This is a genomic window from Pseudarthrobacter sp. BRE9 (genome assembly GCF_031844305.1).
In the GTDB taxonomy this organism is placed as follows: Bacteria; Actinomycetota; Actinomycetes; order Actinomycetales; family Micrococcaceae; genus Arthrobacter.
This window is the reverse complement of record NZ_JAUZUY010000008.1, coordinates 1-22,544: the sequence shown is the minus strand read 5'-3', so window position 1 is coordinate 22,544 and position 22,544 is coordinate 1. Positions and strand designations below refer to the sequence as shown.

Genomic DNA, 22,544 nt, shown 5'->3' with positions numbered 1-22,544 from the left:
TTTAGGGCGTGCAGGTTGCCGGCGTTCCGGGCGTCTGGCCGGCGGCGCAGGTTGCCAGGGGCGAGATGGGCGTGGGAGCCGCAACCGGTGACGACGACGTGGGAGCAGGCGTTGGTTTGGGTGCCGTCGTGGTGGGCGCAGGTGACGGAGCGGTTGCGTAGATAACGGTGATCAGCGAACCCTTGGGTACTGGCCCTGTGGGGTTCAGTTCCAGGACGGTACCGGGGGTGGCGGTCCGGCTCTCCTGCGGCAGGACCGTCACCTGGAGTCCCAGATTCGCGAGGGCAGTCTGGACCTGACGGTAATCCTTGCCCAGGTAGGCGGCCGGTATCACGTTGACCGTGTCCTCCGTGGGCTCCGGCGTGGGTGTGGGCGTCGGTGTGCTGCGTGTCTGCGTGGGTGTAGCTGACGGGGTCGGGGTGGGCGTTGCGGACGACGGCGGCGCGCTGCTGGTGGTGGTGCCCGACGTCGGATTGCCCGACGGCGAGAAGAGCCCCATCTGGTTCAGCAGAAAACCCACCAGGGCAAACAGGAGCAGCAGGATCAAGGCGATCAGGGGCCATGTCCATGGACTGCGTCCCTTGCGCCGGGGCTCGTCGGAGGGCCCGTCGTCGTACGTTTCCTCCTCCTGGTCCCAGTTCCGCTCCGCAGCCAATGCGTTGGCCCGGGCAAGCGTCCCCTTGGGCGCGTCCCCTTCAGCGGCGGAGGCGCCCGCGGCGCCCGCAGCCATCCCGGCGGCAGCACCCGCCGCGCCGGCTCCCAGTACCGGCAGGGCTGACGTGGCAGCAGGCGCGGTATCACGTTGGGTGCCAATGACTCCGGTGGGGGCGGTGGCCGTGTCAACGGGGGCAGTGATGGGCCCGGTGTCGGCGTCGAAAAGGAGCATTCCGGGCACGGCGGCGCGGGCTGCGCTGATATCACCGTTGCGGATCGCTTCGGCTGCTTCGGCCAGCTTGATGGCGTTCGCCGGGCGGTCCTTGGGGTCCTTGGCCAGCATGGACATCAGGAGGGCCCGCACCGGGGCCGGCAGGCTGTCCGAAAGCGGCGGCGGAGCGTCGTTCACCTGGGCCAAGGCGATGGCGATCTGCGATTCCCCGGAGAATGGACGGTGCCCGCTGAGGCACTCGTAGCCGATGACACCGAGCGAGTAGATGTCCGAGGATCCGGTGGCGGTCTGGCCGGTTGCCTGCTCCGGTGCGAGGTACTGCGCGGTTCCCATGACCTGCCCGGTCTGGGTGAGGGGCACCTGGTCGGCGAGGCGCGCGATGCCGAAGTCCGTGACCTTGACCCGGCCGTCGGGGGTGATCAGGAGGTTGCCGGGCTTGACGTCGCGGTGGACCAGGCCCTGGGCGTGGGCGACGGCCAGCGCGCGGGCGGTCTGCGCGATGATCGAGAGCGTACGGTCCGGCGACAGCACCTGTTCGTGCTCAATGATGCTGCTCAGCGGCTGGCCGGGGACCAGTTCCATGACCAGGTACGCCGATCCTTCTTCTTCGCCGTAGTCAAAGACGTTGGCTATCCCCACATGGTTCAGCAGGGCGGTGTGGCGGGCCTCCGCACGGAAGCGCTGGAGGAATCCGGGATCCCCCGTGTACTCCTCCTTCAGCACCTTGATGGCGACGATGCGGCCGAGGACGAGGTCTTTGGCTTTCCAGACTTCCCCCATGCCGCCGATCGCAATCCGCGTGGTCAGCTGGAATCTGCCGCCGAGGGTGATTCCGGTTGTAGGCCTCACTTATTCAACACCGCCTCAAAAATCTTCTTCGCGTTAGGACTGGTCAGCTGTGCGCCGGTGGTGATGTTCACGCCTTCCATGACGATCGTGACACTCACCTGCGGATTGTTTGCGGGGGCGAAGCCGGTGAACCAGGAGTTATTGGTTCCGTTCCCAAGCTCTGCGGTTCCGGTCTTGCCCGCAACCTGGATTCCGGGGACGGCCGCGCCCTTTGCGATGCCCTCGCTCACTGCGCTTGCCATCCACTCGGTGATCTGGCTGGCGATCTGCGGGGTGGTGGAGGTGCGCAGCTGCTGCGGCTGCGGTTCGTCGATGACGCGAAGGTCCGGGGAGCGCAGGGCTTTGATCAGGTTTGGCTGCATTTGCTTGCCGCCGTTGGCTATCGCTGAGGTCATCATGTTGATCTGCAGCGGAGTCGCCCGCACATCCTTCTGGCCGATGGCTGACTGGGCAAGGCCAGGGCCGTCGAGGTTCTCGGGGAACCCGTTGCCCAGCGCGTGGCCCAGCTTCAGCTGGTCCCCGACATCCTCGCCGAAGCCGAACTTCCTGGCCTGCTCGGCGATGGCGTCGCGGCCAAGATCCAATGCAATGCTCGCAAAGGGAGTGTTGCAGGACTGCTGCAGGGCGAAAGCGAAGCTGGCGGTGTTCCTGGTGTAGCAGTTGCCGCCAGCGTAGTTGGGCAGCTTGTATTGGATGCCCGGGAAGGGCATTTCGGCGGGGTTGGGGAGTTCGCTGTCCTTGTTGTACTTCCCCGAGGCAAGCGCGGCGGCCGTGTCCACGAGCTTGAAGACCGAGCCTGGTGCAAGCTGTTCCCCGGTGGGGCCGCTGACGTTCTGGTTCAGGTTAATGCCCGGAATCTTGACCAGCTCGTTGATGTTGGTCCGTTCCGCAGCGGCATCCTGCGTGGCCACCAGGTTTGGGTTGTAGGACGGCTTGGAGGCCAGGGCCAGGATGGCACCGGTCTTGGGATTGGTGACCACAATGGACCCGCGCTGGCCGTCAGGGATCAGGTTGTACGCCAGCTGCTGGATCTGGGGATCGATAGTGAGTTCCACTGACGCGCCCTTGGGCTGGTTGCCGAGGAAGAGTTGGCCTACCCGGTCCAGGAAGAGCTGGTCGGAGTTGCCGGCGAGTTCGGCGCCCATGGACTGTTCAAGTCCGGTGGCACCGTAGTTCTTCGAGAAGTAGCCGGTGAGGCCGGCATAAAGCTCCGGCTGCGTGTAGGTGCGCTGGAACTTGCAGGTCTCCGAACCGGTTTCCACCGACTCCGCAATGGGGGTGCCGCCAACGATGATGGCCCCGCGGTCATTGCAGTAGTTCTGCAAAATGGCGCGCTGGTTCAGGGGGTTGGTTTTGAGGTCGTCGGCACCCACTACCTGCACATAGCTGATGGCCCCGAACAGCAGTGCAAACATGGCCACTGCGGCTACCCATGAGTGCCGGATTGCCTGGTTCATGCCTGCTTCACCGCCTCAGTTGGAGTGTCAATGCCTGTTGCCGCTGCCGTCCCGGCCGGCGGGAGCGGTGTGGTGTCCACTGGGCCGCGGGCTGCGTGGGAAATCATCAGGAGCAGCCCCACGATGATCCAGTTGGCCAGAAGGGAGGATCCGCCGGCTGCGAGGAACGGCGTGGTGAGCCCGGTCAGTGGAATGAGCCGGGTGACACCGCCGATGACGACGAAGCACTGCAGGGCCACCGCGAAGGACAAACCGCAGGCGAGCAGCTTGCCGAACGCGTCGCGCGTGCCCAGCGCGGCACGGAATCCGCGGGTGATCAGCAGCAGGTACAGCAGGACGAGGGCGAAGAGGCCGATAAGGCCCAGTTCCTCGCCCAACGAAGCAATAATCATGTCGCTGTTGGCGAAGGGAACCAGGTCGGGGCGGCCCTGGCCAAGGCCGGTGCCCACCAGGCCGCCGTTCGCCATGCCGAACAGGCCCTCGATGACCTGCCGGCTGCCGTTCTCGTAGACGTCGGGGGAGAAAGCGTTGAGCCAGCCGTAGACGCGCTGCTGCACGTGGGAAAAAACCTGGGCTGCAACGAAACCGCCCCCAATGATCAGGGCCAGGCCGATCACTACCCAGCTGATCCGGCTGGTGGCCACGTAGATCATGACGATGAACAGCCCGAAGAACAGCAGGGAGGAACCAAGGTCGCGCTGGAAGATCAGGACGCCGATGCTGACCAGCCACGCGGTGATCATGGGGCCCATGTCCTTGAACCGGGGAAACTGCAGGGGTCCGATCTTGCGGCCGGCCAGCAGGATGAGGTCCCGGTTGGAGGAAAGATACCCGGCGAAGAATATGGCAAGGGTAATCTTGGCTACTTCACCCGGCTGGAACGTCATGGGGCCAAACCTGATCCACACCCGTGCGCCAAGGATTTCACCGGCGCTGATTCCCGGGACAAGGGGCAGGATCAGCAAAAAGGCGGACGCAGCCAGGGAAATGAAGGTAAACCGCCGCAGGACGCGGTGGTCCTTGAGGAAGAACACGACGGCGATGGCGACGGCCATGGCGATGAGGGTCCACCGGAGCTGGTTGTTCCCCGTATCTTCGCCCGGAGCATCGAGGCGGTGGATCATCGCGAGTCCCAGGCCGTTCAAGGCCACCACGATCGGAAGTATTACTGGATCGGCATACTTGGCGCGGAAGCGCAGGACACCATGGAACACCAGGGCCGCGACCGCGAGCAGGCTGGACTGGAACCAGAAATCGGAATCGAAGGCCTTCTCCTGGTCCACGCCCACCAGCATGTTGGCGCCGATGCCGACGCCAAGTGCCAGCAGCAGGAGCGCGAGTTCAACATTGCGGCGAGGCTTGGGCAACGTGCTTACCTGGCTCATTTGGCCGCCTCGCAGGTGATCGTCGGAGTGGGTGAGGGACTGGCCGCCGATGGTGCCGGGGCGGGAGCAGGCGCATCCGGAGCGGGCGGCGGGGCGGCTGCGCTGGCCGGAGGTGCCGGGCTGGCCGGGGGTACTGTGCTTCCCGACGGTTGCGGGCTGGCGGAGGCCGAGGGCTTGGGGCACTCCTCCTCCGGCGAGGTTGTTCCCGTGAGCTCCAGGTTCTTGACGATCCGCTGCGCGTCGTAGAGGTCATTGGCAGGGACCGTCTGGCGGACCCGCTGCTGCGAGAACGGCGGGAGCGAGTCCATGCGGATATCCGTCACGGCTTCCAGGGAGGACAGTTGGATCGGCCCAAGCCTCTGGGACACGCCGTTGTAAATGGCAACACGGGAGTCGAACTCGCCCACGTAGTAGCGGGTCTGCGTCCAGGCGTATCCAAGCCAGAGGCCAACGGCTACGACGACCAGCACGGCGGCTGCAACGGACCAGGCTACCCAGCGGCGCGGACGCAGCGCCGGCAGGGTGTCCTGTGGTTCGCCGGCCGGTTCTGCCTTGTGGGTGAGGAGAGTCGCTGCCCGCCGTGCGACGGTACGTCCGGCCACGGTTGGAATGGAACCGGATTCGGCGGCGGCAGCCGCTGCGCCCACGAGCTCATGCGGGCGGGAGGCGAGTTCTTCCCGGAGGACTTCAGCCGAAAGATGTTCGCCCAGATGGGGGTCGGTGCTGCCGGCGTCCAAGGTGCCGGCGTCCGCTTCGTTTGCGCCGCCGTCTGCCGGGTCCTTGTCAGGGGCCGTGTCTTGCTTGGCATCTTCCGCGTCCGAACCGGTTCTTGCCGGCTCTTGCCCGCCGCCCGGAACAGGGGATACGGCTGTGGCGCCGGGCCCGCCGGTTGCCGCGGCAGCGGGCTTGCTGCCCTGCACCGGCGGAACGATTTCGACGGCGGCCGTGCTGACGTCGTCGGGCGTTTCCTCAACAATGTCCACCACCACCACGGTGACGTTGTCCGGCGAACCGGCATCAAGGGTCAGTTCAACAAGGGTTTCGGCGCACTCGTGCAGGTTGTGTGTTTCCCGGACGGTCCGCTCCACGGCGTGCGCGGCGACGTAGTTCAGCCCGTCGGAGCACAGCAACCAGCGGTCGCCGGGCTGGGCGTCGAGGGTGTCCAAATCGAGTTCCGGGCTGGCGTCGACGTCGCCCAGGACGCGCATGAGCACATTCTTATGCGGGTGCGTTTCCGCTTCCTCCGGCCGGAGCCGGCCTTCGTCGATGAGCCGCTGGACAAAGGTGTGGTCCACGCTGATCTGTTTGAATTCACCGTCGCGTAGCCGGTAGGCGCGTGAATCGCCGATGTGCGCGAAGTGCAGTTTGCCGTCAGCCAGCAGGAGCGCGGTCACGGTGGTGCCCATCCCCGCCAGCTTGGGGTTGATGTGCACCAGCTCGGAGAGCAGCGAGTTGGCGGTCTGGATTTCATCGGCGAGGATCGTCCCCGCTTCGTCGCCTTGGTCCGGGCTGTCCAGGTGGATCATGTCCAGGACGGTTGCAGCTGAGGCAACATCACCGCCGGCGTGCCCGCCCATGCCGTCGGCAACGACGGCGAGGTGTCGTCCGGCGTAGGCGGAATCGTCGTTCTTGGAACGGATGCGGCCGACGTCGGACCGTGCCGCGAAGCGCATGATGAGGGGCCGCTGCGCCGGGCTGGAGCCGGTTGCGGGGTTTTCAGCCTCGGCCACGGTTACGGCCTCAATTCAATGACCGTCTTGCCGATTCTCACGGGTACCCCTGGCTCGACGGGCAGGGCACGGGTAAGTTGCTGGTCTCCCAGGTAGGTTCCGTTGGTGGAGCCAAGATCTTCGATGAACCAGCGGCTGCCCTGGGGGAAGAGCCGGGCGTGGCGGCCGGAGGCGTAGTCGTCTTCCAGGACCAGGGTGGCTTCTTGGGCGCGTCCCAGCAGGATGGGGCTTGCTGCCAGGGGCAGGGTCCTGCCCTTGAGCGGGCCTTCCACCACTACCAGTTGCCGTGCCTGCTGCTTGACGGGCTGCGGGGTTTCCGCCAATTCCGGGTTCCGGCGGACCTGGCGGGCGGTCGGGGCGCCGGCTGCGGCTTTCCGGCCCAACATGAGGTCCCTGCGCATGGCGGAGACGATACTGAAGATGAGCACCCAAAGGAGCAGCAGGAAGCCGAACCGCAGCGCGGTGATGGTCAGGTCGCTCATGCGTGGCCACCCGGGTTGGCAGGAAGCAGGCGGAAGATGATCTTTGTCCGTCCCATCGTGATGGTGGAGCCGTCCGTGAGTTCGGTGCTTCCGGAGACCCTCTGGCCGTTGACGTAGCTGCCGTTGGTCGATCCCAGGTCCACGGCGCTGGTGACGCCGTTGGCCGTGCGGATTTCCAGGTGGCGCCGGGATACGCCCGTATCGTCAATGTGGATATCTGCCTCGGATGAGCGGCCCAGGACGATGGACGGTGCGTTCAGCGAATAACGCTGGCCCTCGATGTCCAATACAGGCTGCAGCCTCACGGGGGGCCGGCTGGGCGCTGCCGGAACGTTGGGCCTGGGCGGGTTTCCGGAGCCCTGCGACTTTTCGGTGGCGGAAGCAATTTCGAAATCACCGGCGCGAAGTTCTGTATCCCGGCGGAAGGAGATCCGCACGGGTCCTTGGAGGATGTAGCCCTGGCTCCGGACGTGGTTGATGACCACGTCACAGAGTTCTTCGGCCAGCGGCGTGCCCCACTCCTGTGCGCGTCCGAAGTCGTCGTCACTGAGCTGGACGTCGAAGACGTTGGGCACGAGGGTCCGTCCGGCTGCAACGGTCATCGCTTTGTGGTCCACTTCGCGGCGGAGCCTGCTGGCGATCTCCACGGGTTCGACCTGCGCCTTGGAACCGGTGGAGAAGACACCGCGGACGGCCTTTTCAATGCCACGTTCAACCTTGTCCAGCAGTCCCATGGTTCTTCTCCTTTCCCCCCGGTTCCGGGGCAGTAGTTGTTGCTGACCAGCACCTGCAGGGCGGTCCGGCACTGCGCGGCGTGTCCGCCGGCAGCGGCCACTCCTACATCCGATACTACTGGCCACCCCTGCGAATGACCTTAATCCACAACGGCCGGGCGCCGGCAAAAGTTCAGATGCGTGAGCCGACCGGCCCCCCTCCGCGCGGGCCGGCGGCCGCTCCGGCCGTCCGTTTCCGGCTGGTATTGCCGCTCATTTCGAGCTGCATCCGTGGGCCTGTGGAAGGGGCGGCGGGAGCCAATTGGTAATTTGCGGCGTCTGTCCGTTATGCTTGATCTCGCTGCTTTTACGAGGCGCGGATGAGGGAAACCGGTCCGGCTGAGTGGAAGAAGTTGCGCGCGAGTGGCGGAACGGCAGACGCGCTGGCTTCAGGTGCCAGTGTCCGAAAGGGCGTGGGGGTTCAAATCCCCCCTCGCGCACGCAAATGAATGAGCCCCGGTCTTAGGACCGGGGCTCTTCTGTTTAACCTTCCGCCGCGGATCCTGGTCTTGTTCGCGAATCCTGGCCTTGAAGGTTCGGATTCGCGAACAAGCTTAGGTTTCGGTGCTAGGCCCCGGAGCGCCGCAGTTCAAGCGCGCGCTGAAGCCTTGAACCGGCGTCGTGAGTTGGCAAGGTGGCTGCGCATGGCGGCCGCCGCCGCAGCCTGGTCACCGTCCGCGATCGCGTCCAGGATGGAACGGTGCTCCAGCACCACCTGGTCGAAATGGTCCCGGGCATAGTGTTCGACGCCGGTCATCAGCCGGGTGCGCGGCATGGCAATCATGGTCTGGCCCAGGGCGGTGAGGCAGTCGGAGTAGTAGGGGTTGCCGGATGCCGCCGCCACGGCCCGGTGGAATTCGAAGTCGGACTTCATGGCATGGGCCGGATGGGCCGCGCTTTCGGTGAAGGCGTCCAGCGCCGCGCTGACGGCGCGCAACTGCCGTTCAGTGTGGTTGCGGGCGGCGAGGGCGGCCGCCTCGGTCTCCACGCCCATGCGGAACTCGAGCAGGTGGAGCCGGTCCTCCATGGAGGCCACCGGACGGGCCCCGGGTGCTGCCGAGGGCCCGTCGGACGGCGGGGTGAGGGCGAAGCTGCCGCGTCCCCGTTCGGTTTCCACAAGTCCCTCGGCCTGGAGCCGGGTCAGCGCGGCGCGGACCACGGTCCGGCTGACGCCGAAGTCGCTGATGAGGGTGTTTTCGCTGGGGAGCTTCTCGCCTGGCTGGATGACGCCGTCGACGATGCGGGTGCGAAGGTCGGCGGCGAGGTCCGCGGTGAGGTTCCGGCTCATGGCTTCAAGGTTACGGCTTCGGGGTTAGGCGCCGAACTCCACTGACTCGGTGGTCCAGGCGCGTGCCTGATCGCTGAGGGTGACGCCGAGGCCGGGGCGGTCCGGGACGATCATGCGGCCGTCCTTGGTTTCGAGGCGCTCGTTGAACAGCGGGTCCAGCCAGTCGAAGTGCTCCACCCAGGGTTCGCGGGGATAGGCCGCGGCGAGGTGGAGGTGGATTTCCATGGCGAAGTGCGGTGCCAGGCCCAGCCCGCGTTCGTCGGCGAGTGCGGCGAGGCGGAGGAACTGGGTGATGCCGCCGACGCGGGGTGCGTCCGGCTGGATGATGTCGCAGCCATTGGCGTTGATGAGGCCCTTGTGCTCGGCCACGGAGGCAAGCATCTCACCGGTGGCAATGGGCGTGTCCAGAACCTGCGCCAGGTGGGCATGGCCTTCGAAGTCATAGGCGTCCAAAGGCTCCTCGATCCAGACCAGGTCGAATTCCTCGAGGCGGCGTCCCATGCGCAGGGCGGTGGCGCGGTCCCACTGCTGGTTGGCGTCCACCATGAGCGGGACGTCCCAGCCGATGTGTTCGCGGATGCCGGCCACGCGGCGCAGGTCCTCTTTGCTGTCCGGCAGGCCCACCTTGATCTTGATGCCGCCAATGCCTTCCTCGATCGACTGGGTGGCGCGTGCCTTGACCTCGTCGAGGGTCGCGTTAAGGAAGCCGCCGGAGGTGTTGTACGTCCGCACCGAGTCGCGGTAGGAGCCGAGGAATTTCGCCAGCGGAAGCCCGGCACGTTTGGCCTTGAGATCGTACAAAGCGATGTCGACGGCGGCCAGGGCCTGGGTGGCGACACCGGAGCGCCCCACTGAGGCGCCCGCCCAAAGCAGCTTGGTGTAAATCTTCGCGATGTCATTGGGGTCCTCGCCGATGAGTCCTTCGGCGACCTCCTTGGCGTGGGCGTACTGTGCCGGGCCGCCTGCGCGCTTGGAGTAGCTGAAGCCGATGCCGGAGTGGCCCAGTTCGGTGGTGATCTCCGCGAACAGGAAGACTACCTCGGTCATGGGCTTCTGCCGGCCGGTGAAGACCTTGGCGTCGCTGATGGGAACGGCGAGGGGGAGGCGGGCGGTGGACAGCTTGACGTGCCGGATCAGATCGACGGGGCTCATGAATTCTCCTGGAAGCGGGGGCTGGGCTCCTTCGCCCACGCTCTTAGGATATAAGTACGCTACTTGTATTACAAGTGCCCTGGAGTAGTCGGGGAATGACAAGTAAGCCCCGGCTCATCGCCTAATCAACTGCACACCACGGAGCCCGCCCCCTTCCCGAGAGGAGGGGGCGGGCTCTGTTGTCCCTTTCGGCCGGGCGGAGCGGCCTCCGTGAAGGGTGAATCAGTTGGCGACAGCCCGGTCCTGCCGGCGATCCGAGTTTTTCGCGTCCAGTTCCTGGGCTGCGCTGATGCGCCGGTCCAGCTTGCTGAGGGTTTCCGGGGCGAGAAGCGTTGCCGCAACGGTGATGACGCCAATGATGCTGAAGTACAGGATGACCCAGCCAGGCTCACCGTTTCCGGCGTTCAGGAGTGCAACGGCCACCAGTGGCGCGATGCCGCCTGCAAGTACCGAGCCGAACTGGTAGCCCATCGAGGCGCCGCTGTAGCGCAGCTTGGTGGAGAACAGCTCAGCGAAGAAGGCAGCCTGGGGCCCGTACATTGAGTTGTGGAAGACTGCGAGCCCGATGATGATGGCCAGCGTTGCCAGCAGTGCGCTGCCGGTATCCGTCATGACGAAGTACAGCGGGAAGAACAGGAGTCCGCCAATGGAACCGAACAGGTACAGCGGCTTGCGGCCGATCTTGTCGGAGAGGATTGCCCACAGCGGGACGGCGAAGACGCCGATGGCGGAGGCAATCAGAACGGACATCGTGCCCTGGTTGGCGCGTTCAGCACCGAAGGTCTTCATGATGTAGACCACGGAGAAGGTGGTGTACAGGTAGAACGCGGAGTTCTCGGCTAGGCGCATCCCGACGACCAGCCAGATGCCCTTGGTTTCCTTCTTCATGGCCTCGCCCAGCGGCTTCTTCGCGGTCTCGTTGGCCGCCAGGAGTTCCTTGAAGTCATGGGAGTCTTCGAGCTTGTTGCGGACCACCATGCCGGTCACGATCAGGATGACGCTGAGCAGGAACGGGAGGCGCCAGGCCCAGGCGTCAAACTCGGCTGCCGGGACGGTTGCCTTGACGGCAAGGACGCTGGAGTTGGCCAGCAGCATGCCGGCCGGGACGCCCATCTGGGTGAAGCTGCCGAAGAATCCGCTGCGTCCGGCAGGGGCGTGTTCGATGGAAATGACAGCCGCGCCGGCCCACTCGGCTCCGGCGCCGAAGCCCTGCAGCAGGCGCAGGACGGTCAGCAGGATGGGAGCCCAGACACCGATTTGTGCGTAGGTGGGCAGCATTCCCATGGCCAGGGTGGCGAAACCCATGATGAGCAGGGAGAGCACCAGCATCGGCTTCCGGCCGATCTTGTCACCGAAGTGGCCGGCGAACATGCCGCCGAACGGACGGGCAACGAAGCCCACCGCGTAGGTCACAAAGGCCATCAGCAGGCCGGTGGCCGGATCCTGTTCCGGGAAGTACAGGCGGCTGAAGACGCCGGTCGCGGCGAGCAGGCCGAAGATGTAGTAGTCATACCACTCGATGGTGGTGCCGATGAAGCTGGCGAGGGGAACGCGCCACGGCGTCTTCGCCTTGGCTTTGGTGTTGGAGATCGTCATTAATCTTTTCTTTCGGATGAAAACAAAAGGGAGCGGGGGCTACCAGTCGAGGGCGATGTACTTGGTTTCGGTGAAGTCCAGCAGGCCCTGGTGGGCGCCTTCGCGGCCGAGGCCGCTTTGCTTGACGCCGCCGAACGGTGCTGCGGGGTCGGAAACGAGTCCGCGGTTGAGGGCCACCATGCCGCTTTCGACGCGTTCGGAGACCCGAAGTCCACGGCGGAGGTCCTCGGTGAACACGTACGCGGCGAGGCCGTACTCGGAGTCGTTTGCGGCTGCGATGACTTCCTCTTCGGTGTCGAAGGGGATGACCGAGGCCACCGGTCCGAAGATTTCCTCGCTCACCATTCGTGCCTGAAGCGGCACGTTGGTCACGACGGTGGGCGGGTAGTAGTACCCGGCGCCGTCGACGGCCTTGCCGCCGGCGAGGAGCCGTGCGCCCTGGCTGACCGCGTCGCGGACCAGCGAGTCGACTTTGCGGACGCTGGCCTCATCCACCAAAGGTCCAACTTCGGTGCCGGCGTCGGTGCCCGGGCCCACGCGCATGGCGCCCATCCGTTCGGCCAGCCGGCGGGCGAACTCGTCGTGGATACCGCGCTGGACGTAGATCCGGTTCGCCGCGGTGCAGGCCTGTCCGCCATTACGCATCTTGGCGACCATCGCGCCCTCAAGCGCCAAGTCCAGGTTTGCGTCATCGAACACCAGGAACGGGGCGTTGCCGCCGAGTTCCATGGAGCACTTGAGGACGTTGTCGGCGGCCTGGCGGAGCAGGTGGCGTCCGACGCTGGTGGAACCCGTGAAGGACAGCTTGCGGACCCGGGGGTCGGCGAGGATTGGCGTCATGACGTCGCTGGTCTTGCTCGTGGTGATGATGTTCACCACGCCTGCCGGGACACCGGCGTCGATCATCAGCTGGGCGATCGCCAGGGTGGTCAGCGGCGTAAGGGTGGCGGGTTTCAGCACGGCGGTGCAACCTGCAGCCAGCGCAGGCGCCAGCTTCCGGGTCGCCATGGCCGCCGGGAAGTTCCAGGGGGTGATCAGCACGCAGACGCCGATCGGCATGTGCTGGACGAGGATCCGGTTGGAGCCCGACGGCGAGACGGACACCTCGCCGATGATGCGGACGGCTTCTTCGGCGTACCAGCGGAAGAACTCGGCGGCGTATGCCACCTCTCCGCGGGCATCGCCCAGCGCCTTTCCGTTTTCAAGCGAAATCAGGTGTGCAATCTGCTCGCTGCGTTCGGTCATCAGCTCGAAGCAACGGCGCAGGATTTCGGCGCGGCGGCGCGGAGGTGTTGCGGCCCACTCGGGGAAAGCGGCTGCGGCGGCGTCGACGGCGGCAAGGCCGTCCTCGACGTCGGCGTCGGCGATGCCGGTGATGACGGAAGCGTCGGACGGGTTGATCACGTCGACGGTGTCACCGCCGCTGGCGTCCTGCCAGCTTCCGGCGATCAGCAGCTGGCGGGGTACCGCCAGGCCGTCGACGTCGAGGGGTTCAGAGGTTGAAAGGAGAGTCATCGGTGGTCCTTAGTACTGATCAGCGGATGGTGCGGTCGCCGGCGAAGGCGGCATTGACGATGGAGGTTACGGCGTCCAGATCCAGCGGCACGGGGTTGTTGTCGATGAGCCGCTTGGAGTTCAGCGACAGCTTGGCGATCTGGGCAAGGTCGCTTTCCTGCACGCCAAGATCTGCCAAGGTGGGGGGCAGTTCGATCGCGGCGATGACCTCGTCGATGGCCTCGACGCCTGCCACGGCGGCGGCCCGCTCGTCGAGCCCGCGGATATCGCGCCCCAGGGCTTCAGCGATCTGCGCCAGCTGCGGCTGGATTGCCGGGAAGTTGTAGCGGACGACGTACGGAAGGAGAAGACCGACGCCCACGCCGTGCGGGGTGTGGGTGAGGGCACCGACCGGGTACTGGATGGCGTGTGCCGCTGCCGTGCCGGCGTTGCTGAGCACCATCCCACCGTAAAGCGCCGCAAGCATCATCCCGCCGCGGGCCTCGGTGTTTTCCGGATCCTTGTAGGCGGTAACCAGGCTGCGGCCCACCAGCCCGATGCCGTTCAAGGCAATCGAGTCCGTCAGGATGTTCTTGCCCACGAAGACCCGTTCCGAGGCCAGGCTGGAGGTCGGTTCCCGGGTGATGGCAGTGAAGGACTCGACCAGGTGCACGAACGTGTCGGCGCCGGTTGCGGCGGTCAGGGACGGCGGGCAGGAGTAGGTGAGCTCGGGATCGCACACCGCAGCGAACGGGATGATGTGGGGGCTCGAGATGCCCATCTTCATGCCGAGGTCAGGATCGGAGACGACGGCGATTGCTGTTGCTTCGGAGCCTGTTCCCGCCGTGGTGGGCAGGGCAATGACCGGTTTGGCGGGGCCGGGAACGGCGAATTCGCCGTAGTAGTCGCTCGGCTGGCCGCCGTGCGTGAGCAGAACGGAGACGACCTTCGCCATGTCCATGCAGCTGCCACCGCCGAAACCGATGATGACATCGATCTCGTGGCCCTTGAGTTCCTCGACGCAGGCCACGATCCCGGGCACCGGCAGCTCTGCCTGGGTGTCGCCGTAAACCCGTACGGTCAGGTTCTTGTCCTCGAGGCTGCTGACCAGGGCCGCAAGGTCTTCCGAGGCGGCCAGCCGAGGATCGGTGCAGACGAGGACGTTGGTGCCGAATTCGGCTGCGATATTGGCGACGGCGAAGCGCTGCTGGGCGCCGACGACGACGCTCCGCGGCAGGCGGAGGACGCCGAAAGTTGCGGGACGGATACCCGCTGCATGCGCACACGACATTGTGAATAACTCCTAGGGATGGGATGGGCGGCTACTCGAAAGGTGCCGCAGATCTCAGCATTCCAGAGTGGAGTGACACCGACCATGTGGTTTTCTGCCACAGAGAATCGGTTTGGATGTGGGTCAGCGCCACCTTCCGGGAGTTGGTGCACCCAGCCGGTCGGTTTGCTCAGGAACCCGCGGAGCCGACGCCGGCTGTTTTCATACGCCACAGGCGCAGCGCCACTTGAACGTCCAGGCTCCTGGCTCCCCGGCGCCAGGAGGCTCCGATCACGGCATCGATCCGGTCCAGCCGTTGCCGCAGGGTGTTGGCGTGGATGTGAAGGGAGTCAGCCGTTTCCTGCATGGCACCGCCGTTTTCCTGGAACATCCAGGCGGTGAGGACCAGCTGCGTTCCCCGCCGCTTGTCGTACGCCAGCAGCGGCCCCAGCTGCGCCGTCAGCAGTTGTCCGGCGAAAGGGCTGTCCATCGCTCCGAGCAGCATTCCCGCAGTACCAAGGGCAGCCCTGTCTGCTGCTTCGCCGTCCCGCGAGAGGGCCTGCAGTGCTCGGAGGACGGCGTGGGCTTCGGTGTGGGCCGTTGAGAGCCGGGAGAAACCCGTCACTGGTTCCGATGACCCGACGGTAGCCGTGATGCGGTGCCGTTTCAGCTCGTCAACGGTCGAGTTGCCGGTGCGGCCTGCGCTTCCGGCATCGTCGGCGCCGTTATCGTGCCGTTCAACGGGTTCGATAAGGCACAGGTGTGATTCGTGCAGGGCAATAATCCCCGGGACCGCCTCGCGTTGCCGCCTGAGGACGGAGAGCGCGCGTTGGCGCTGGTCGTCACTGACCCCCACCACACGCACCACGAGCTGAACATGGTTTGCCAGGCCGAACTGCGCTGCCCTGCGGCTCAGCGCCGCGGCGTGTTCAGAGCGGGGATGAAGCAGGTCATCAATGAGCTCAAGCTGGAGCCGGTATTGGGCGTCCTGGTATGTGCGTTCAAACAGCAGCGACACGCTGAGTACCAGCGCGCTGCGTTCCAAAACCGCAAGCTGGGCCGGGCTGAGTTCCTCGGTGACGATGAGGGAGGCGAGATGCTGCTCGCCCGCTACGGCGGACATCGCCGTGTACTTTTTGTTCCTGACTTCGAATTGAATGGCCGAACTCTTGGCGGCAGATTCTTCGGCCGCACTCAGGGCAGCAAAGCTTCCGAAGTCCGGGTCCGCTGCCGTGCCTGCCAGTGGTTCACCCATGGGTGAGACCAGGAAAACAGGGGCGTTCAGTGACTCGGCCAGCAGATCGAGCAGGCGTGGAAGGCTGCCGGCTGAGGCTAAGGTCTCCATGAGTCGACGGTCCAGGGTTGCCAGCTCTTCAAGAGCCCGAACATGGGATAGGTTCTGCCGTTGGGCAAGGTCCAGCCGCGTCAGGGCATCAGCCATCTCTGTGAAGTAACGGGCGTTTTCCAGCGCGACAGCCGCATGTGTACCAATCGATTCCATGAGTGCCACGTCGTCGCTGCTGAAGTCGTGCGCGTGCCTGTCTGCAACGAGCAATGCGCCAATGACTTTCCCTTCCGCACGGAGGGGGACACCCATGATGGCCCGCACTCCCTCGGCTGCCACAGCAGCGTCGCTGGACTCCAGATGGGATTTGGTTTCGTCCAACAGGTAGTCTGCGCTCTGGGCCGGCGCTTCCCCGGTTGCGACGGCGCCGAGCACGCCTTCGCCCAAGGGCATGCGGATATTGCGGAAGGAAGCGGTGGTTGCGCCGTCGGTTACCCGGACGTACGACTCACCGGTTTCATAGTCGTTCAGGCTCAGGTAAGCGACGTCGCTGCCGATTAAAGACCGCGTGCGTCGGACGATGGCCTTGAGAACTGCCTCGACATCGCGGATGCCCGTCAAATCGGTGGCCGTATCGTAGAGGACCCGAAGCAGTCCCTCTCGGCGGCTGGCCTCCCATAACCGGGCATTCAACCGTCGCGCGGCCGCCGCGCTGGTCTGGTCGATGACGCCCCCGTCCAGCCAAACGGACAGTTTCGTCTCCAGTTCAGCCGGAGAAACACCACGATCAAGCATTGCCATTATGTGGCCGGCAGCCTTCGTAGCGTCTGACGGCCCCGCCCCGGTGTGCGCGGCGGAATTGTCATTGGCGCCCATGGAGCAGACTCTACTCCGCGTCCTGTTTAACTCCGCAGCGCCCCGAGCCCTGAGATCAGCGCATCAAGCCCCAGGCTGAAGGCGGTATCGGCAGGCCGGCCACGCTCCTGTCCGGCTGCCGAACTGCGCACCGCTGCGGAGAAGTTCGGCGTGGAACCGGCCATGGAGCCGGAATCGAAGATGTCTTCCGGAGCGGTGACGTCGTACGCGGACCCGAAGATAAAGGACTCCAGGGCCACGATGGCGGGGATGATGCGTTCCTGGGGGAATCCGGCGTCGAGGAATCCCTTGCTCACTGTTTCGTACATGGCAAGGGTCTGCGGCGCGTCCGTCACGGGCAGGACGGCGATCACGGGGATCAGCGGAGTGTGCTCGGCGAAGACATTCCGGTAGCTCCAGGCCCAGGCCCGGACGGCGTCCTCCCAGGTCCCGCTGCCGAAACCCGAGAGGTCCACCAGGGACATCAGGTGGTCCTCGACCAGGAGCAGCACGTCCTGCTTTGAGGCCACGTGGTTGTAAAGGGCGGAAGGCGCAACGTCCAGCACCTTGGCCAGGGCGGCCATGGTCAGCCCGTCGTAACCCTTGCGGCTGATCAGTTCCAGCGCGGCTGCGGTAATTCCGGCCTTGTCCAGCACCGCCGCAGAAGGCCGGCCTGCCCGCCTCCTCTGTGCTCCGCCGTTGCCGGTGGAACGTCCCTGTGCGGCTGATACTGCCGGCATTGCTGCCCTTTCGTCGATGTCCCCTGCATTATTCCATCCGCTACTTCCGCTCACGGCAGGCACCCGCTATAGTTCTCATAAATGAATGGCATTCATTTAGTGGTCCCCGTCACCAGGGGACGCAGAGAGGACATCATGCTGAACCTGAACCGCGACGTCGTGGTCGTTGGAGCCGGGCCGTCCGGACTCACCGCCGCCCGTGAACTGAAGAAAGCCGGCCTCACGGTCGCCATACTGGAGGCCCGCGACCGCGTAGGCGGCCGCACCTGGACCGACACCGTGGACGGTGCCATGCTCGAAATCGGCGGCCAGTGGGTCTCCCCGGACCAGACCGCCCTCCTGGGCCTGCTCAAGGAACTGAACCTGGAAACCTACCCGCGGTACCGCGACGGTGAGTCGATGTACATCGGCAAGGACGGCATCCCGGTCCGCTACACCGGCGACACCTTCCCGGTGGATCCCGACACCGAAGCCGAGATGAACAAGCTCATCGCCCTGCTGGACCGGCTCGCCGCCGAGATCGGCCCCACCGAACCCTGGGCGCACCCCAAGGCCCGTGAGCTGGACACCATCTCCTTCCACCACTGGCTGCGCCTGAACTCGGCCAACGAGGAAGCCTGCAACAACATCGGCCTCTTCATCGCCGGCGGCATGCTCACCAAGCCCGCCCACGCCTTCTCCGCACTCCAGGCGGTGCTGATGGCAGCGTCCGCAGGATCCTTCACGCACCTCACGGACGAGGACTTTATCCTGGACCGCCGCGTAGTGGGCGGCATGCAGCAGGTCTCGCTGCTGCAGGCGCAGGAGCTGGGTGACGACGTGATCCTTAGCTCCCCGGTGCGTACCGTCAACTGGGAGCCTGATTCGGGCGGCGGCCACCGCGTCACCGTTGTCTCGGACCGGGCCACCGTCAACGCCCGCTTCGTGATCATGGCCGTACCGCCCAACCTCTACTCCCGCGTCTCGTTCAACCCTCCGCTGCCACGCCGCCAGCACCAGATGCACCAGCACCAGTCCCTGGGCCTGGTCATCAAGGTCCACGCCGTCTACAGCCGGCCGTTCTGGCGGAATTCCGGCTTGTCCGGCACCTGCTTCGGCGCCGGATCCCTGGTCCAGGAGGTCTACGACAACACCAACTTCGGCGATACCCGCGGCACGCTGGTGGGCTTTATCTCCGATGAAAAGGCCGACGCCGTCTTCGAGTTAAGTGCCGACGAACGCAAGCGCGCGGTCCTGGAGTCCATCGCAGGCTTCCTCGGCGCCGAGGCACTGGAACCCGAGGTCTACTACGAGTCCGACTGGGGCTCCGAGGAATGGACCCGCGGCGCTTACGCTTCCAGCTACGACCTCGGCGGCCTCCACCGCTACGGCAAAGACCAGCACGCACCCGTGGGCCCCATCTACTGGTCCTCCTCGGACCTCGCAGCCGAAGGCTACCAGCACGTGGACGGCGCCATCCGGATGGGCCAGCGCACGGCGGCCAGCATCCTCGAAGCAGCGAAGGTGGCGGTTCCCGCCTAACCGTCCCGGTCTAAAGCAGGGGAGTCCGCCGGGTAGATTCTAAGCATGCTTACCAATAGGCTGGGCGATGGGGAGCGTCCCCGCAAGCAGACGAACGAGGTGAGACATGACTGACACCGGGAGCATCAGCAAGGTTACTGACATCATCAACCATTCCCACATCGGAATGTTGACCACCATCAATGAAGAAGGCGCGCTCGTCAGCCGTCCGCTGGCCGTCCAGGATGTCAAGGACGACGGCGATATGTGGTTCTTCACCGGCCTGGGCACCTCGCAGGTGGCCCATGTCCGGGCCGACCCGCGCGTGAACGTGTCCTTCGGGAAAAACACCGAGTGGGTCTCGGTGGCCGGCACCGCCGAAGTGGTGACTGATCGGGAAAAGATCCGTGAAATGTGGAACCAGGCGGTTGAGGCCTGGTTCCCTGACGGCCCGGACACTCCGGAGGTGTGCCTGCTGCACGTCGATTCAGACTCTGCCGAGTACTGGACCAGCCCCGGCGGCACGGCAGCTACGGTGTTGCAGTGGGTGAAGGCAAAGGTCACCAACAGCCGGATGAGTGTTGGCGAAAGCGGCACCGTGGAGTTGTAATGCCCGGGTTGTAGCGCCGGATATCGAACGGGGCGGGGCGGGGCGGCTAAGGCTGCCCTGCCCCCTTGAGTACCGCGAGTACTGCCGGCAGCAGCACGTCATTGCGCCCCCACACCGGATCCAGGATTTCCACGTACCAGGAATCCGCGAGCAGCAGGGCCAGGGCATCATTGGTCTCATCCGCCCAGTCCCGGATCTGATCCTCCTCCACCGGATTCTCGCTGGAGCCGAGCACCGTAGTGATCTCCGGTCCGGCCAACGTCACGGGAATGGCGGCGCTGCTTGCCTCGCCTGGCGCGTGGGCCACGGTGACCAGTTCCGTGCGGGTGGACAGCGCCAGCAGGCTGCCTGCGGTGGCCGCGCTGCAGAAACCCGTGACGTACTGCCGCTGTGCGGCACCGCCGGCACGTATTCCCGGCTGGGATTCCTTCGTGAACAGTCCATTCCGGTTCAGCTCCGCCAGGGCCGCGGCGATGGGATTCGTCTCGTCGTCGAAGCCGGCGGCAAAGTGCCCCGGCTGGTACGAACTCCCGCCTTCCAGCCACCGGGCCGTCAGTTCACCGGCGGCCTCCAGGGTGGTGGCCTGGCGCCAGACCCCGCGGTCCTCCAGCAGCCGGCCGTACTGATCGTGAACAGGCACTTCCTCAGGCTTCATCTTCGGATGCTATCGCCGGGCCTCCACGCCGATCCAGCGCCCGCGACACAGCAGTTAACCTCAGCCGGCCTGCTCAACCGGTATCCCGGCCGGAATTCCCGCCGCCCGTTCCGCTGCCGCCAGTGATGCTGCCAGGGTTCCGACAGCGTCGGGGTAACCCTTGTGGGTGGCAGTCCGCAGCTGTTCCGCGGTCCGCATCGCCTTAATGAGCGCGGACGTTTCCGGCAGCCGGACGTCGGCCAGTGCGGGGTAGTCGATGCTGCACGCCGGGTCCAGTTCGTAGCGCTGCCATCGGCGCAGAAGTTCGTCGTGCTGGAGCGTGGCGGCCTGGTGGGCGGAAAACTGCTGCCGCTCTTCGCGGCGGCCGGCACGCCAGGCCAGGAACCTGGGGCTGCCACGGTAGGCGGCGATCCCTGACGCGGCAGCCGCCCCCGCCAGCACCAGTCCCGCCCAAGGCGAAACCAGAGCCGGGATCAACAGCGCAGGAACGGCCACGCAGGAACCCAGGAAGAGATCCCAAAACAGCTGGTCCGGTCCCAACGGTGCACTGCCTGCGGCAGCCAGGGCCCGGCGTCGGACAACAAAAACCGTGACGGCCACGCTGACCACCAGCACGGGGCCGCACAGCAGGACCGCCCACGCACCTTGAACCAGTCCCTGCATTACGGACTCGGCCACGACTGACATCCTGCACCTCCAGCGCCCAGCGGCCCCGGCCGGTAAGCCCGGGCTGGTCCTTCCATTGGAGCGTTTTCCGGGCACAGCGTCAATGGCGGGCAGAAAGGGGAAACAGGCAGTGCAACGGCCGCGCGGATGGACGGTAGCGTGAAGGCATGCGACTCAAAATGTGCAGCATCCACGTCCAGGATCCCGCCGCGGCCCATGCCTTCTACACGGGAACGCTCGGCTTTGACACGCTCATGGCGATGCCCGAGTACAACCTCTACATCATTAAGGACCCGGGAGCGGACGACAATTCAGTAGGCCTGCTCCTGGAGCCCAGCGATAACCCGATCGGCGCGAACTACATGAACGCCGTGCGCGAGGCGGGGCTTCCCGCGATCGTCTTCGGGGTTCCCGATGTGCAGGCGGAGTACGACCGGCTGATGGCCGCAGGGGTCAGCTTCAAGACTCCGCCCACCACGGATCCGTTCGGGACCAGCGCCGTGTTCGACGACGGCTGCGGCAATTATGTCCAGATCCACCAGGACTAACGGCTATTGAACCTGGGCCCGGTCCTTCTTGGCCTGCTTCTTCGCGGCCTCTTCCTTGACCCGCTGTGCCTCGGCCCGGACGGCCGCGTGCGTGGCGCGTTCGGTGACCAGCCACTGCGGCGGAGCCTGCAGCAGCGCGGTGATTTCCGCCGTCGTGAGCGCTTCCTCCACGCCGCCGCGGGCCAGGCCGCTGATGGACACGTTCAGCTTCTGCGCCACCACGGGGCGGGGGTGCGGGCCGTTGCGGCGGAGCTCCGCGAGCCATTCCGGCGGGTTGGCCTGGAGTTCGGCGAACTCCTCGCGGCTGATGGTTGAATCCTGGAACTCCTGCGGCGTGGCCGGGAGGTAGATGCCAAGTTTCTTGGCAACGGTGGCCGGCTTCATGGACTGGGAGTTTGCAGAGGTCATGCTTCAAGGGTATCCGGGCGGCGGGTACTGTGAAGACGTGCCCGCCGACAATACCCCCACGCCTGACGCCCACGCCGCCCCTGATGAGGCAGCGCCGCGGATGCTTCGTATCGCATACGTAGCCGGGGTGACGCCGGGCAAATGGATCCGCCGGTGGGAAGAGCGGATGCCGCACATTCCCCTTGAAGCATTTATGGTCGACGACGGCGCGCAGCTTGGGGCGCTGCGGGAGAGCAGGGCCGACATGGCCTTCGTCCGCCTTCCCATCGAGCGGGAAGGGCTCAACGCCATCCCGCTCTACGAGGAACAGCCGGTAGTGGTGGCACCCAAGGGCCACGAGATTTCGGTGTTCGAGGACGTGGCCCTTGCCGACCTGGCGCAGGAATCGTTCCTCGACGTTGCCGCCCTGGGCGGACCGGAAGCCGCGCTGCAGGTGGTTGCCGCCGGCGCAGGCCTGGTGATCCTGCCGATGTCGGTGGCCCGCCACTTCAACGTCAAGGACACCGTGGCGCGAAGGCTCAGCGGCGCGGAGGGAACCGAGATCGCGCTGGCCTGGCCGACCGAGGCAACGGATGAGGTGCTGGAGGAATTCATCGGCATCGTGCGTGGCCGCACCGCCCAAAGTTCACGCCAGCCGTCGGCGCAGCCTGAGAAGGTGAAGAAGGAACCCAAACCGGACCGACGGGGCACCGGTGCCAAGAAGGCGCCCAAGGTGGCCCAGCGCTACGCGCCCAACCCCGACAAGGGCCGTGGCCGTGGCTCACGCAAGAAGGGTAAACGCTAGCCGGGGGCTTTACGGGCGCCCACTTTAGGCCTGGCAGCAGCAAAGCCGGCCCGCAGGATGCGGAGCCGGCTTTGCTCTAGTCCGTGGTTACCCGGGCGGTCTAGGTGTTTTGGACGTTGGTTTTGGCGTCG

At 65.6% G+C, this 22,544-nt stretch carries 20 protein-coding genes and 1 tRNA gene; 5 read left to right on the top strand and 16 right to left on the bottom strand.

Annotated elements, in window-relative coordinates; translation table 11 throughout:
• Window position 1 precedes the first annotated feature (1 nt).
• From Q9R31_RS14590 to Q9R31_RS14565, 6 genes are read right to left on the bottom strand one after another with little or no spacing between them, the layout of a single operon-like run.
• Complete coding sequence (locus Q9R31_RS14590; RefSeq protein ID WP_311263437.1) at window positions 2-1,735, bottom strand: protein kinase domain-containing protein; 1,734 nt, start codon at window positions 1,733-1,735, stop codon at window positions 2-4.
• Window positions 1,732-3,192: a penicillin-binding transpeptidase domain-containing protein gene (locus Q9R31_RS14585; RefSeq protein WP_311263436.1), complete on the bottom strand. Its 1,461-nt coding sequence runs from the start codon at window positions 3,190-3,192 to the stop codon at window positions 1,732-1,734. Before Q9R31_RS14585 ends, Q9R31_RS14590 begins: the two co-directional genes overlap by 4 nt.
• Window positions 3,189-4,577, bottom strand: coding sequence for an FtsW/RodA/SpoVE family cell cycle protein (locus Q9R31_RS14580; protein WP_311263435.1), 1,389 nt, complete (start codon window positions 4,575-4,577; stop codon window positions 3,189-3,191). Before Q9R31_RS14580 ends, Q9R31_RS14585 begins: the two co-directional genes overlap by 4 nt.
• Window positions 4,574-6,307, bottom strand: a complete 1,734-nt coding sequence (locus tag Q9R31_RS14575) for a PP2C family protein-serine/threonine phosphatase (RefSeq protein WP_397428250.1) — start codon at window positions 6,305-6,307, stop codon at window positions 4,574-4,576. The genes Q9R31_RS14580 and Q9R31_RS14575 overlap by 4 nt, the downstream gene beginning before the upstream one ends.
• Before the next feature lie 2 nt (window positions 6,308-6,309).
• The gene (locus Q9R31_RS14570; RefSeq protein ID WP_311263434.1) at window positions 6,310-6,789 is read right to left on the bottom strand and encodes an FHA domain-containing protein; all 480 of its coding nucleotides are present in this window, start codon (window positions 6,787-6,789) and stop codon (window positions 6,310-6,312) included.
• On the bottom strand, window positions 6,786-7,523 hold the full coding sequence (locus Q9R31_RS14565) for a DUF3662 and FHA domain-containing protein (protein WP_311263433.1): 738 nt from the start codon (window positions 7,521-7,523) through the stop codon (window positions 6,786-6,788). Before Q9R31_RS14565 ends, Q9R31_RS14570 begins: the two co-directional genes overlap by 4 nt.
• Window positions 7,524-7,919: 396 nt before the next feature.
• Between Q9R31_RS14565 and Q9R31_RS14560 the strand changes: the two genes are divergently transcribed.
• Window positions 7,920-8,002: transfer RNA gene (locus Q9R31_RS14560), tRNA-Leu, on the top strand.
• A 149-nt stretch (window positions 8,003-8,151) separates the two neighbouring features.
• Here Q9R31_RS14560 and Q9R31_RS14555 read toward each other — a convergent pair.
• The 7 genes from Q9R31_RS14555 to Q9R31_RS14525 all read right to left on the bottom strand — a co-directional run bounded on the left by Q9R31_RS14555 (window position 8,152) and on the right by Q9R31_RS14525 (window position 17,242).
• Window positions 8,152-8,850, bottom strand: a complete 699-nt coding sequence (locus Q9R31_RS14555) for an FCD domain-containing protein (protein WP_311263432.1) — start codon at window positions 8,848-8,850, stop codon at window positions 8,152-8,154.
• A gap of 24 nt (window positions 8,851-8,874) precedes the next feature.
• Complete coding sequence (locus Q9R31_RS14550) at window positions 8,875-10,002, bottom strand: L-talarate/galactarate dehydratase (protein ID WP_311263431.1); 1,128 nt, start codon at window positions 10,000-10,002, stop codon at window positions 8,875-8,877.
• 222 nt (window positions 10,003-10,224) lie between these two features.
• On the bottom strand, window positions 10,225-11,598 hold the full coding sequence (locus Q9R31_RS14545; protein ID WP_311263430.1) for an MFS transporter: 1,374 nt from the start codon (window positions 11,596-11,598) through the stop codon (window positions 10,225-10,227).
• Between the two features lie 39 nt (window positions 11,599-11,637).
• A complete protein-coding gene (locus Q9R31_RS14540; RefSeq protein ID WP_311263429.1) occupies window positions 11,638-13,113 on the bottom strand; it encodes an NAD-dependent succinate-semialdehyde dehydrogenase in 1,476 nt (491 codons plus the stop codon).
• Window positions 13,114-13,132: 19 nt separating this feature from the next.
• The gene (locus tag Q9R31_RS14535) at window positions 13,133-14,383 is read right to left on the bottom strand and encodes an iron-containing alcohol dehydrogenase (protein WP_311263428.1); all 1,251 of its coding nucleotides are present in this window, start codon (window positions 14,381-14,383) and stop codon (window positions 13,133-13,135) included.
• Between the two features lie 169 nt (window positions 14,384-14,552).
• Window positions 14,553-16,448 (bottom strand): GAF domain-containing protein, encoded by a 1,896-nt coding sequence (locus Q9R31_RS14530; protein ID WP_311263427.1) that lies wholly within the window; start codon window positions 16,446-16,448, stop codon window positions 14,553-14,555.
• A gap of 101 nt (window positions 16,449-16,549) precedes the next feature.
• Entirely contained in the window at window positions 16,550-17,242 is a 693-nt protein-coding gene (locus tag Q9R31_RS14525; protein ID WP_311263426.1) for a TetR/AcrR family transcriptional regulator, read from the bottom strand.
• An 81-nt stretch (window positions 17,243-17,323) separates the two neighbouring features.
• Between Q9R31_RS14525 and Q9R31_RS14520 the strand changes: the two genes are divergently transcribed.
• Together Q9R31_RS14520 and Q9R31_RS14515 are read left to right on the top strand one after the other, a co-directional pair.
• Complete coding sequence (locus tag Q9R31_RS14520) at window positions 17,324-18,763, top strand: NAD(P)/FAD-dependent oxidoreductase (protein WP_311263425.1); 1,440 nt, start codon at window positions 17,324-17,326, stop codon at window positions 18,761-18,763.
• Window positions 18,764-18,869: 106 nt separating this feature from the next.
• The gene (locus Q9R31_RS14515; protein ID WP_311263424.1) at window positions 18,870-19,352 is read left to right on the top strand and encodes a pyridoxamine 5'-phosphate oxidase family protein; all 483 of its coding nucleotides are present in this window, start codon (window positions 18,870-18,872) and stop codon (window positions 19,350-19,352) included.
• A gap of 46 nt (window positions 19,353-19,398) precedes the next feature.
• On the opposite strand, the gene Q9R31_RS14510 is transcribed toward Q9R31_RS14515, so the two are convergent.
• Together Q9R31_RS14510 and Q9R31_RS14505 are read right to left on the bottom strand one after the other, a co-directional pair.
• Entirely contained in the window at window positions 19,399-20,007 is a 609-nt protein-coding gene (locus Q9R31_RS14510) for a DUF6919 domain-containing protein (protein WP_311263423.1), read from the bottom strand.
• Window positions 20,008-20,067: 60 nt separating this feature from the next.
• Window positions 20,068-20,694 carry a hypothetical protein gene (locus tag Q9R31_RS14505; RefSeq protein WP_311263422.1) on the bottom strand — a complete coding sequence of 209 codons (627 nt, stop codon included), beginning with the start codon at window positions 20,692-20,694 and terminating at the stop codon, window positions 20,068-20,070.
• A gap of 146 nt (window positions 20,695-20,840) precedes the next feature.
• On the opposite strand from Q9R31_RS14505, the gene Q9R31_RS14500 reads away from it, so the two are divergent.
• A complete protein-coding gene (locus Q9R31_RS14500) occupies window positions 20,841-21,221 on the top strand; it encodes a VOC family protein (RefSeq protein ID WP_311263421.1) in 381 nt (126 codons plus the stop codon).
• Between the two features lie 3 nt (window positions 21,222-21,224).
• Here Q9R31_RS14500 and Q9R31_RS14495 read toward each other — a convergent pair whose 3' ends face one another.
• On the bottom strand, window positions 21,225-21,629 hold the full coding sequence (locus Q9R31_RS14495) for a DUF5997 family protein (protein ID WP_311263420.1): 405 nt from the start codon (window positions 21,627-21,629) through the stop codon (window positions 21,225-21,227).
• Here Q9R31_RS14495 and Q9R31_RS14490 point away from each other — a divergent pair.
• The gene (locus tag Q9R31_RS14490; protein WP_311263419.1) at window positions 21,592-22,413 is read left to right on the top strand and encodes a LysR family substrate-binding domain-containing protein; all 822 of its coding nucleotides are present in this window, start codon (window positions 21,592-21,594) and stop codon (window positions 22,411-22,413) included. The genes Q9R31_RS14495 and Q9R31_RS14490 overlap by 38 nt on opposite strands.
• Window positions 22,414-22,544 lie beyond the last annotated feature (131 nt).